This window comes from Thalassospira profundimaris, assembly GCF_003326675.1.
GTDB classification, from domain to species: Bacteria; Pseudomonadota; Alphaproteobacteria; order Rhodospirillales; family Thalassospiraceae; genus Thalassospira; species Thalassospira aquimaris.
Genome location: NZ_JPWF01000026.1, coordinates 18182 through 30201, shown reverse-complemented (window position 1 = coordinate 30201; position 12020 = coordinate 18182). Strand labels below are relative to the sequence as shown.

Annotated in this window: 11 protein-coding genes; 6 read left to right on the top strand and 5 right to left on the bottom strand. The window is 53.5% G+C overall.

All coding sequences use genetic code 11. The annotated features are described in order from the left end of the window. Window positions 1–628: 628 nt before the first annotated feature. Complete coding sequence (locus tag TH19_RS21680) at window positions 629–1933, top strand: M23 family metallopeptidase (protein ID WP_258548083.1); 1305 nt, start codon at window positions 629–631, stop codon at window positions 1931–1933. 121 nt (window positions 1934–2054) lie between these two features. Here the strand turns inward: TH19_RS21680 and TH19_RS21675 are convergent, their stop codons facing one another. After that, complete coding sequence (locus TH19_RS21675; RefSeq protein WP_114104449.1) at window positions 2055–3851, bottom strand: ABC transporter transmembrane domain-containing protein; 1797 nt, start codon at window positions 3849–3851, stop codon at window positions 2055–2057. A 45-nt stretch (window positions 3852–3896) separates the two neighbouring features. Then, window positions 3897–4229 carry an iron donor protein CyaY gene (gene cyaY / locus TH19_RS21670; protein WP_114104448.1) on the bottom strand — a complete coding sequence of 111 codons (333 nt, stop codon included), beginning with the start codon at window positions 4227–4229 and terminating at the stop codon, window positions 3897–3899. Window positions 4230–4507: 278 nt separating this feature from the next. Between cyaY and rpmE the strand changes: the two genes are divergently transcribed. After that, complete coding sequence (gene rpmE, locus TH19_RS21665; protein WP_068519706.1) at window positions 4508–4732, top strand: 50S ribosomal protein L31; 225 nt, start codon at window positions 4508–4510, stop codon at window positions 4730–4732. A 257-nt stretch (window positions 4733–4989) separates the two neighbouring features. After that, window positions 4990–6804 (top strand): adenylate/guanylate cyclase domain-containing protein, encoded by a 1815-nt coding sequence (locus TH19_RS21655; protein ID WP_114104446.1) that lies wholly within the window; start codon window positions 4990–4992, stop codon window positions 6802–6804. A 75-nt stretch (window positions 6805–6879) separates the two neighbouring features. On the opposite strand, the gene TH19_RS21650 is transcribed toward TH19_RS21655, so the two are convergent. Together TH19_RS21650 and TH19_RS21645 are read right to left on the bottom strand one after the other, a co-directional pair. Then, window positions 6880–7329 (bottom strand): DUF1465 family protein, encoded by a 450-nt coding sequence (locus tag TH19_RS21650; RefSeq protein WP_114104445.1) that lies wholly within the window; start codon window positions 7327–7329, stop codon window positions 6880–6882. Window positions 7330–7805: 476 nt separating this feature from the next. Beyond that, window positions 7806–7994: a DUF1192 domain-containing protein gene (locus tag TH19_RS21645; protein ID WP_258548082.1), complete on the bottom strand. Its 189-nt coding sequence runs from the start codon at window positions 7992–7994 to the stop codon at window positions 7806–7808. 118 nt (window positions 7995–8112) lie between these two features. Between TH19_RS21645 and TH19_RS21640 the strand changes: the two genes are divergently transcribed. The 3 genes from TH19_RS21640 to TH19_RS21630 all read left to right on the top strand — a co-directional run bounded on the left by TH19_RS21640 (window position 8113) and on the right by TH19_RS21630 (window position 11087). Next, window positions 8113–9120 (top strand): NAD(P)H-quinone oxidoreductase, encoded by a 1008-nt coding sequence (locus TH19_RS21640; RefSeq protein ID WP_258548081.1) that lies wholly within the window; start codon window positions 8113–8115, stop codon window positions 9118–9120. 308 nt (window positions 9121–9428) lie between these two features. After that, window positions 9429–10109: a DUF1013 domain-containing protein gene (locus TH19_RS21635; RefSeq protein ID WP_114104442.1), complete on the top strand. Its 681-nt coding sequence runs from the start codon at window positions 9429–9431 to the stop codon at window positions 10107–10109. A gap of 168 nt (window positions 10110–10277) precedes the next feature. Next, window positions 10278–11087, top strand: a complete 810-nt coding sequence (locus tag TH19_RS21630) for a DeoR/GlpR family DNA-binding transcription regulator (RefSeq protein WP_114104441.1) — start codon at window positions 10278–10280, stop codon at window positions 11085–11087. An 8-nt stretch (window positions 11088–11095) separates the two neighbouring features. Here the strand turns inward: TH19_RS21630 and TH19_RS21625 are convergent, their stop codons facing one another. Further along, window positions 11096–12007, bottom strand: coding sequence for a LysR family transcriptional regulator (locus TH19_RS21625; protein ID WP_114104440.1), 912 nt, complete (start codon window positions 12005–12007; stop codon window positions 11096–11098). Window positions 12008–12020 lie beyond the last annotated feature (13 nt).

Genomic DNA, 12020 nt, shown 5'->3' with positions numbered 1-12020 from the left:
GTCGGTGGAGGCGGGTTATAGGCCCCACTCCAGGAACTGTCAAACCCTTTTTTGGAAAAAAATGCAGGAAAAATGCAAAAAGTTCAAAAGGCCGAAATCGGCATAAAACTACCGAAAAAACCGACATCACCCATCGGTTGATGTGCAACACCATCTGTTAAATCCGCATCGGCGTAGATATGCAGACAAGGCCCTATTTCCCGCCATTTTCCGCAAACCGATCCGCATCATGGCAACACACATATATATGTATTGAAAACCAGACATCTTGAAACCGGCCCGCCGCGCATATTGCAAACAGTGCAAGAATGGCGCGATCCCTGCCCTGAAAGCCTCGAAATTCATCGTGATACAGAGGTGATACAAATGTGCCTTGTTCTTGCCACTGTCCGCTGGCATCCCAGCCCGGCCCACCTTGATAAACGGCCCGAACAAACCTCAACGCTTCGTAAAGGAAATCGCGCCATTATGGTCGCGTGGGTATGGTTATAACCGCTGCGATTTGGCGTTTCACATCGCTTAAGCTTTTATGTATAAGGTTTGAGCCGATGTTGCCACGAAGAGCAACAGGTTGAGCGAACTGATTATTGGCTATTAGGGGAGTTCTACGGCAATGGCCGGAAGAGACTTGGTTTCTATTGCTAGCGTGATGGCAATTCTGGGGGGGACGGCCGGATATCTGTTATCCGATCACTATTCCAACGCCAAAGACACCGCCCTTTCTGCGAGTGCTGCAGAAAGCCTGATAGTTGACAGTTCCGAGACGGATGTCAGCGGTGTGACCGAAACAGCCAGTATTCCCGACATCGAACCGCGCCGCGAGACAGTTGTCCTTGAAAAAGGATCGAACCTGATGGCGACGCTGACCGCCACCGGACTTGAGCGCAACATTGCCTATAACGCGATCGAAGCGCTCCGCGATGTTTTCAATCCGCGCAAATTGCGTGCCGGTCAGGAGTTTGATCTTGTCTATTCCGCCCCTATGGAAGACAGCATCGAGCTCCTTGATGAACTAAGCTTCCAGCCAGATGCAGAAACCATTGTATCGGTATCACGCACCGATAGTGGTTTTGAGGCATCATCAGACAAGGTCGAACTGACCACCAAGAACAATGTTGCCGCCGGCACAATCGAGCAAAGCCTGTTTCTTGCTGCCGAGCGCAATGGTGTTCCGCTTCCTGTTCTGATGAACCTGATCGAACTTTATTCCTATGAAGTCGACTTCCAGCGCGACATCCAGCCGGGCGACAGCTTTGAAATCATGTTCCAGGAACTGGAAAATGAAAAAGGCGAGCGCGTTCGTTATGGCGATGTCCTTTATGCCAGCATGACGCTGAGCGGCGAGGAAGTCCGTCTTTATTCCTTTACCGACAGCAATGGCGAAACCGACTTCTATAATCAGCAGGGCGAATCCTATCGCCGTGCCCTGATGCGGACCCCGATCAACGGGGCGCGCCTGTCTTCCGGATTTGGCAAACGTAAACACCCGATCCTTGGTTACACCAAAATGCATAAAGGGATCGACTTTGCCGCCCCGCGTGGCACGCCGATCTTTGCAGCAGGTAACGGCACGATTGCCAAGATCGGCCGCAATGGCGGTTACGGCAATTACATCCGCATTCGTCACAACGATTCCTATGAAACCGCCTATGCCCATATGAAGGGCTTTGCCAAGGGCCTGAAACAGGGCGCGCGCGTCAAACAGGGTGATGTCATCGGTTATGTCGGAACCACCGGGGCGTCCACCGGCCCGCACCTGCATTACGAGATTCTCAAAGACAATGCGCAGGTCAACCCGATCAAGGTGAAAATGCCAAGCGGCAAGAAGCTTAAGGGTGACGAGCTGAACACCTTCCTGGCCGATGCCGATATCCTGCGCAAGCAATATGCCGAGCTGTCGCTTGATAATCGCAAGATTGCCAGCGCCGATTAAAAGCCCGGTCAAATACCCATAGAAAAAGCCTGCCCGTTTACACGGAGCAGGCTTTTTGTTTGCCTTGGCTTATCCGACCACCCTGCCGTCACAACGTCTGTCGCATCGCTTTGCCCTATGATCAGGCAGCATCCCGGTCAAATTGCAACTTGGCAAGGCGTCCATAAAGCGGGGACGTTTCGAGCAATTCCTGATGGGTGCCGATTGCCACAAGCTTGCCATCGTCAATCACCGCAATCCGGTCTGCATGCAGCACCGTCGCCAGACGGTGCGCGATCACAAGAGTGGTGCGTTCTTTCATGATGCCTTCAAGGGCCTGCTGCACCACCTGTTCGCTTTCGGCATCCAGCGCACTGGTAGCCTCGTCCAGCAACAGGATTGACGGGTTGCGCAGGATTGCGCGCGCGATGGCGATACGCTGGCGCTGCCCGCCTGAAAGCCTGATGCCTTTTTCACCGAGATAGGTGCCAAAGCCTTCTGGCAGACGATCAAGAAATTCGCTGGCATGGGCGGCATCGGCCGCGGCACGAACATCGGCATCACTCGCACCGGGGCGACCGTAGCGAATATTGTCCCAGGCATTGGCAGCAAAGATCACCGGATCCTGCGCGACCAGACCAATGCGTTCGCGCACAGCAACCGGATCGGCAGTACGGACATCAACACCATCAACCCGGATGGTCCCCGATGCTGGATCATAAAAGCGCAGCAGCAGTTGGAAGACAGTAGTCTTACCAGCCCCGGACGGCCCGACCAACGCAACCGTCTCGCCCGGGCGGACCGAAAGGTTTAATCCTTCGAGTGCGGAACGATCCGGGCGGGCCGGATAATGGAAGGTCACATCTTCGAAACTGACATGTCCCTGATGGGGAACCGGCATAGCCACCGGATTTTCCGGTGCTGCGATTTTCGGTTTGGTTTCAAGCAGCGCAACCAGACGTTCGGCAGCACCGGCAGCACGTTGCAAATCGCCAATCACTTCACTGATTGCGCCAACCGAACCGGCAACCACCACAGCATAAAAGACAAAGGCGGAAAGCTCGCCCGCCGAGATGACACCATCAAGAACGTCATGACCACCGATCCAAAGGATGGTCCCGACCGCCCCGAACACCATGACAATAACAATTGCCGTTAACAGGGCGCGGGCCGAAATACGGGCAACCGCCGTTTTGAAGGCACTTTCGACATGGGTACCAAAGCGCGTGCTTTCGATTTCTTCGTGGGTATAGGCCTGAACCGTGCGCAGGGCATTCAGCGTTTCTTCGGAAAAAGCACTGACATCGGCGATGCGGTCCTGGGATTCGCGTGACAAACGGCGCACCCGCCGCCCGTATCCGACAATTGGCACGACAACCAATGGCACCACCAGCAACACAAGTGCAGTCAGTTTCGGGCTGGTGATCGCAAGCATCGTCAGGCCACCGACAAACATCAGCGCATTGCGAAGGGCGATTGAAACGCTTGATCCGATCACCGATTGCAACAGTGTAGTGTCTGTTGTCAGGCGCGACAGAACTTCGCCGGTGCGGGTGACTTCGAAAAATTCCGAATCCAGACGAATGATATGCCGATACACAGCAGATCGGATATCAGCAACCACCCGTTCGCCAATCCACGACACCAGGAAAAAGCGCATATAGCTGGCACCGGCCAGAAGCAGGGTCACCGCAAACAGGACAAACAATGCCCGATCAAGAAGCCCGCCATCCCCGTCTGCGAAACCTTCATCAACCAGCATCCGCAAACCGTTACCGAGTGCCAGAACCGTTCCCGATGCAATGACCAGCGCAATCAGCGCCCCGATCAATTGCAGTCGATATTTCAAGATGAACGGAATGATCGCACGCAGGGAAGACAGATTACGGCTGGATTCCCGGTCAATCAGTTTTGCAGAAACAGTCGGTGTACGCGCCAAGGATTTTATCCCGTGAATTTTGGGAAGAGATCAACTGATCAAAAATCAGCCAAGATCAAGCTTGTTTCCGGTCTTTACGGCCAAATCGGTGGACAGTTGATCATTGAGCGTGGTTGACCCGCGGGTCGAGGTCCAGGTTTCATTGTCTTCATCAAAGTCATAGTGACTTGCACCACTGACCGGCGAAGACAGCCAGACCTGACGGTTCGGGCCATGCTTGTTGATAATGAATTGTTCACCCGAATCGAGTTCGATTGTCAGAATTCCGGATTGCAAATCGACTTCAAGATCGTCGCCCAGCGCGTCATCGATGATGTCCGAAAGGGTTTCAATCGTTTCATCTGCAATCTGATGGAAGCGGGTTTCATCAAGGGCCACAGTCTTGTTCTCCGTCTGACGCCAGAAGCCCGTTTGGCCCCGGCAAGGCGATAATCATTTGTCGGCGCACCATACTATATAAAGTGTGCTGTGCAAGTATGCATAAGATACCTGTTGCGAGAAAAGCTTGAAACCTGCGCTTTTGGCTGCTAAACGACCGCGAGATCGCTACTGCACTCCCCTCATTTGGCGTTAATCGGATTATTCCGGTTACAGGGGTTGCGCGAGACGATTTTTTACACTATACACCGCGCTTCAAATTCCGGAGTGATTAGGCGATGAAAAAAGATATCCATCCCGATTACCATGAGATCACCGTTCAGATGACTGACGGCAGCACCTTCACCACTCAGTCGACCTGGGGCAACCCTGGCGACGTGATGAAGCTCGACATCGATCCGAAAAGCCATCCGGCTTGGACTGGTGTTCACCGTCTTCTGGACAGCGGCGGGCAGCTTGCGAAATTCAAAAAGCGCTTCGCTGGTTTCAATATCGGCAACTAAGCAAAGAACGCATTTATGTGTTCTGTGGGATCAGCGCCCGTCGCATCTTATTGATGCTGCGGGCGTTTTTCTTTGTCTGAACCATTCGCAGACAGCAGTGGTTTCCCCCCGAAAACCGCAATGATCACAAATATGGTCTGCCATGCGCCATATCTAATGGTTATTCCGGCATTTTTTTGCCATAATTCCATTCGTTCGGATAGGGTGGTGTGCATAACGCCGCCCATTTTGGCTTGTGAAATTGACCAGGTTTATAAATGAACCAAGTGGCGGCGCGTAATCAGGTTAGCTATGAGGTCTATGTAAAAGACCGCTCAGGCCGGTGGCAAATCCACGGCCACTTTACTGGTGCGCAAAAAAAACAAGCCGAAGAAGAAGCAAAACAGATCGAACGTGCAAACCACGTTTCCGGGGTCAAGGTGATTCGCGAGGTTTATAACCACGCCACCAACAGTTCTGATGAATATGTCGTCTACGAGACCCGCGGTCAGGGCAAACTTGAAAGCAGCGCCTCCCAGAACAAGAAGGCAAGCCGCCCACAAGCACAAGCCAAGGCAGCAGCACCGCGCCCTGCCCCGGTTCAGGCATCGCCAAGCCCGGCGACCGGCGATGCGGAAAGCGTCCCGGATCAGGCGGCAATTACCGCGCAGGCAAAACGGCGCGCACGCGCCATTGCAGAAGAAAATCCGAGCATCATCGGCCTTGCCCTTAAGATGATGATCGCCTTTTGTGTTGCCATTGCCATTGGTCTGGCAACGATGCTTGGCGCGGCCAAGGGGCTTGAATTCCTGCCAAGCATGGGTATGCAGATCAGTCAGGGCTTTTACGACAAAGCCAACTTTCTGTCCTTTACCATCGGTTTTCTTGCCAGCGTCGTTCCGATGCTGATGACGCTAACCAAAAAGTTCAAAGGGCGTTCCAGCCCGAAATCATCGCCCGGCAAGGCACCCCGCCAGAAATCGGCAACTGCAAAGCGCGCCCCTGTGGCCCGCCAAGTTGCGCATGATGGCCAGTCATCGGCCACCCGCAAATCAGCAGCCGAAATGGCAGCAGAGCTTGCTAATGAAGGTAGTGACACCGAAGACGACGAAACAGCCATCAGCAACGAACCCGAAACCGCCATTGATGATACGCCAGAGCGTCCGCTGGTCGAGACCCGCGAAATGCGTTCCACACGTGATCAGATGAAGAACTTCATCTCCGGCTCTATGCAGGCGATCAAGCGCAAGGTTCCGGTGTTGGACGCCTATCACAAATTTGGCGTCAATCTGTATGTTGCCGGTGCCTGCGATGCATGCAGCGAGAAAAACGCACTGGAACAGAGAGACGGCCGTGCGGTTCTGCGCGATTGCATTTCGGCACTTGGTGCGAACAAAAGCATGGCCGACACATTCTGCAAGAATGTCGACAACTATATCCTGGAACCGAAATACAAGGATATGTACGGGGCCGGTCGCGATTCGATGGATGCGTATCTTAAAGACGAGAAAAGCATCATGGGGTCAGTGTCGCGCGCCATCTCGAATTGGAGCGACAAACCAGCCGCGGGCCCGCAAGGGGCCGCTGGCAAAAAGCTTCACGCCCTGATGTTTACCGATATCGTCAATTCGACTGCCAAAACCCAGGAACTCGGTGATCATGGCGCGCAGCAGATGGTTCATTTCCATAACCAGATTGTGCGCACAGCCCTGATCAACAACTATGGCAAGGAAGTCAAACATATGGGCGACGGCATCATGGCCGTATTCCCGTCCTCTGCCAGCTCGGTTGAAGCAGCCATCGAGATTCAGAAGAATATGGCGACCCACAATGCGACGCAGGATTTGAAGTTCCAGATCCGGATCGGCATCAATGCAGGCGAAGCCATTGCCGAGGAAAATGACCTGTTTGGCACCGTTGTGCAGCTTGCCGCACGTGTCTGTGCACAAGCAGGCGGCGATGAGACCCTTGTTTCCGGTAATGTCAAAAACACCTATAGCGGCAGCCGAGCGGCATTTGTGTCCAAGGGCACCCGCCAGATGAAAGGCTTTGCCGAGCCAGTGGAAGTGTTCCAGGTTCAATCGCGAACCTGACTTCCCGTATATCCGTTAATTGGAGAAAGCCGTGAACATGCCCAGACTGGGACATGATTGCGGATCAATGTGTGCCTAGTTTGCACAGCGTGCAGCGACCTGAAGTTCCATCCGGGCGGTTCGCATATAAAGGGCATGTGCCCGATCCATCAGATCAAGCAAACCAGGTGACAGCGACGCACAGGCTTCGTCACGGTCTTCGAGGCAAATACGCAGGTCAACCATCAGATCATCTGTATCGATGACATCCTCCCAGAGAATCTCGCCTTCTTCGACGGCCTTTACGGCAAGAAGCCAGGCCATCGCCCGGATCAGGCGTGTGGTCATTCGCATCTCTTCCACGCAGCGCGCAATGGCTTCGCGGTTGTTATGTCTTTTGCGATGCTTACTTCTGTGTGCGGCCAGATAATTCCTTGCCTCTACCAGCAGGGTAAAGGCCTCGTCATAGGTCCGCGAGAAATGAACAACCGCAAAATTGCTCTGGTATGGCGCCTTTCGCGACGCCGGAGGATGCTCGTGTGTCATCCTGCTTATATTGGAAATATGTAATCCTGCTTCAAGAAGCGGGAGGATCAAATAGAAAGACCGCCCACTTACGGGGCGGTCTCACCTCAACCTGCTAAACTTGCCGGACTTTTGATTTTGTTTTTCTTGTGAAGCGAACTTTAGCCAGCGCTTGATAAGCGGTCAAGGCTATTCATGGCACAAATGTGACAATACGTATTATCCCGTACTTCTTTGCGCATTTACGCATCCCTTACAGCAATCTGCAAACGGAGATGGCGCAGTACAAACAATTGAATTCAAAGGATAAACAAAAAGAACCGCCCGAAAAGGGCGGCTCAGTTTAACAGGGAGGCATCGAAACATCACGTTCGACAAGGGGGTCAACAGATGACCCTCTATTCCACATATAATACGGTAAGTTTAAATTTCAATTAACCTCAGGTTTAAAAAACTTATCCTCAAGTCTATCATTTGACCAACTTGGAATTTCCGTTTTAGCTCTTGAACAAGGCCTCGGCACCTGCATGGGCACCTTTGCGATGCTCCAACGCGATATCAACATGTTTGATTTCCTGTTCAAGGGCGGCGCGATATTCCTTCAGGCTGTCAATCGACATGCCTTCAAGGCTGCGCGGCAAGCCAAACGCCATTTTCACACCTGCATTAAAATCGTCATCGTTCACGCCGATCCTCCTTTTCCTGCAATCTTCCTTTGCCAATGGCGATCCCGCCATTTGGGCAATTGAATTCGGTCCTGACCCTAGATAGGTATTAAACTATCTTTTCGCCACGGAGGTCATCATGTCCAGTCATCCATTGCCATCACGAATGCAGGCTATTGAAATCCACAAGGATGGAAATGAGCCCTATCTGGCGGCAGGCGAGATTGATGTGCCGGCCTTTGGCCCGGAGGATGTATTGGTGCGCGTGCAGGCCGCCGGGGTTAATCGCCCCGACCTGATGCAGGTTGCCGGGATGTACCCGCCACCACCGGGCGCACCGGACATTCCCGGTCTGGAACTGGCCGGTGAAATTGTTGCAACCGGCGAAAATGTCCGGAATTGGAAGACCGGCGACAAGGTTTGCGCCTTGGTGACCGGAGGCGGTTACGCCCAGTACGCAGCGGTGCCCGCAGCACAATGCCTGCCCGTCCCCAAAGGCCTTTCGATGATCGAGGCAGCGGGCCTTCCCGAGACCTTTTTCACGGTCTGGCACAATGTTTTCGACAAGGCCAAGCTTCGTTCTGGCGAGACGTTCCTTGTTCATGGCGGAACATCTGGTATTGGGACAACGGCCATTCAGCTTGCCAAGGCATTTGGTGCCAAAGTGATTGCCACGGCAGGCAGCGATGAAAAATGCCAGGCATGCCGTGATCTTGGTGCGGATGTCGCAATCAATTACAAAACCCAGGACTTTGTCGAAGAAGTTAAAGCCGCAACCGATGGCAAAGGGGCCGATGTCATTCTGGATATGGTTGCGGGCGATTATGTCAGTAGCAATTTCAAAGCAGCCGCCATCGAGGCCCGCATCCTGATTATTGCCTTCCTGCGCGGACCAAAGGCCGAAACAAACTTTACCCCGCTTTTGCTGAAACGTCTGACATTGATGGGATCGACATTGCGCGCCCAACCGGTTGCCAACAAGGGAGCGATTGCCGCATCACTTCGCGAACAGGTTTGGCCTAAAATCGAAGCGGGTGAAATTTCCCCGGTAATTTTCCAAACCCTTCCATTTGCCGATGCGCAATCAGCCCATGCCATATTGAAGGGTGGCGCACACATCGGAAAAGTGATACTGGAAGTCGAATGATCGTTTATGGATGCCGGTCTGAGACGTTTATCTGATCGATCCATAGCAACATGACTATGATTGTGGAGAGAAAAGAAATATTCTTTTCGCAAGTCCGCAACAGATTGTTGCATTTACCCGCACATTGATCGAAAAGAACGCAATGGCGGGTCCGACGATGCGCAGCAACCCTTGGATCACCCCTTGGTTGCCTTTGCAGCATTGCCGGACCACCAAAAGAGATTATATTCTGGGGCAAAGATTCCCGCGCTTTTTGGGCTCATACCCATTGCCGGTCTCCAGAGAGAAAGAAGGAAACAGGAGGAATTATGGCACAGCCCCTCATGCCCAAAGCAACCGCTGTATGGCTTATCGACAATACCGGCTTGTCGTTCCGGCAGATTGCCGCCTTTACCGAGCTGCACGAGCTGGAAATTCAGGCAATCGCCGACGGCGATGTCGGTCAGGGCATTGTTGGTCTTGACCCGGTTGCCAATGGTCAGCTGACCAAGGATGAAATTGCGCGCTGTGAAAAAGATCCGCGCGAATTCCTGAAAATGGCGAAATCCGATCTGCCGCGCCCGCGCGCGCAGGCCAAAGGTGCCCGTTACACCCCGGTTTCCAAGCGTCAGGATCGTCCGAATGCGATTGCCTGGTTGCTTAAGCATCACCCGGAACTGTCCGATGCGCAGGTTTGCAAGCTGATTGGCACCACCAAGGATACCATTGGCAAGATCCGTGACCGGACCCATTGGAATTCCGCCAACCTGACCCCGCGCAACCCGGTAACCATGGGCCTGTGCACCGAACTTGACCTTGAAAAACAGGTCGTGATCGCACGCTCGAAGAACCCGGAAAAGATCGCCCGCAATGTCGAGCCGGATCCGCTGCCCGAAGAATTGCAGATCAATCCGGAACCGGATTATCCGGGCAAAAAGGCCGAAGAGAAAAAAGAAGAACTCACGACTTCCGATTACATGGAAGCAGCAGAGAACCTCTTCCGCTCCTGATCCAAATTTTGAAAGGTCGCCCGATGGGCGGCCTTTTTTCTTTGGTTTGTCAGCACTTATTGCCTAATGTTTGTTTCATATGATTGCCGTTAAACTGTAACGCAGCCGACATATACGCAACATACCATTCGCCTGCTTTCAAACGAACAACACCGAAGAAACGTTTCCATGCAAAAACGTCCAACTGAACGCCAGGCTGGCATTGTTGAACTTGTCCGCGCCGACGGTTTCCGAACCATTGAACAACTTTCCGAACGATTTGACGTCACCCCGCAAACCATTCGCCGCGATGTGAATGCATTGTGTGACGAAGGGTTGCTGCGCCGTCGTCATGGCGGGGTCGAACCGGCACTTGAACATGAAAATATCGCCTATCGGGCGCGCAAGGTTCTGAACGTCAACGAGAAACGCAAAATCGCAGCCCTCGTTGCACGCGAAATCCCCAATGGCGCATCGCTGTTCTTTTCAATTGGAACAACCCCGGAACTGGTGGCTAGCGCGCTTTTGCAGCATCGCGATCTTCGGATTTTCACCAACAATCTCAATGTGGCCTATGTCGCGGCAACCAATGACAGCTTTGACGTTACCCTGATTGGCGGACGCCTGCGCAACCGTGACCGGGATGTGCTTGGCCCTGAAGTCGAGGCCTTCTTTAACAGCTACAAGGTTGATTACGGCATCTTTGGCGTTGGGGGCATTGACCCGGATGGCAGTTTGCTTGATTTCGACGAACAGGAAGTCCGTGCACGTTCTGCCATCCTAAAGAACGCGCGCAAATCCTATCTGGTTGCCGACCACACAAAGTTCGGACGCAATGCCGTCGTGCGTGGCGGTTCTGTGACCGATGTCAGCGCCTTCTTTACCGATTGCCCGCCACCTGATCACATTATGCAAATGATCACGCGTGCCAATGTCGCGTTGCATATGCCAGAACCCAACGCGGAATTCCCGACCTTCTACGTTCCCGAAGAAGACTAGTTCGGCTTTCACACCCGGTTTCTTTGTGCTTCCCGGTTTTGGGCCGCGCGCATCAGGCCGTTGCGAACTTCGCGCAAGGCCGGGGTCAATGTTTTGTCACGCCGCATGACAAGCGCAAGTTCGCGCGACAACCCAGGTGTCAGCGGTCTGGTCTTGATCGGGAACTGCGTGCGCCCCGGACGTGCCCCCATTTCAGGAAGAATGGTCGCCCCGATCCCGGCACCGACCAGTTCCTTGATGGCTTCGACACTGCCAAGTTCCATGATCGAATGCCCTGCAATACCGGCATCGCGCAGCCAGTCATCAACAAGTGTTCGGGTCAAACCACCGCGCTCGTATAACACCAGCGGCTGGGTTTCGAGATCACGGGGGTGGATGACATCGGGGATATCGGCATCCCCGGCAAAGATCGCGACAAACGGATCGGTCATGACCGGCGTAATTGACAGACTTCTGCCACTGCAAGGCATCGTGACCAGTCCGATATCAAGCTGGTTGTCTTCAATTGACCGAACAATATCGACCGTATTTCCGGTCCGGACCATGATTTCCAGTTTGGGATAGGCCCGCTGAAGCTGTTCAAGAATGGCTGGCAGGAAATAAATACAGGCCGTCGCCCCGGTGCCAATCCGGACTTGCCCGGCTGGTCCATCGGAAAAGCCTGAAACAGCATCCAGTGCAGATTGAACAGACGCATCAATCCCCCCGATATGGGCCAGCAATGCCTGCCCGGCAGCAGTTGGTTCGGCGCGCTTTCCAACCCGCTCGATCAGCTTGACGCCCAGACGGTCTTCAAGCTGACGGACCTGTTGACTGACCGCAGGCTGGCTCAGATTAAGTTTCACCGCCGCGGCCGAAAAGCTGCCAAGTGCCACAACGTCGGCAAAGGCATGAAGCTGATCAAGATTAAGGGCACGCATATCAAACTTTTCC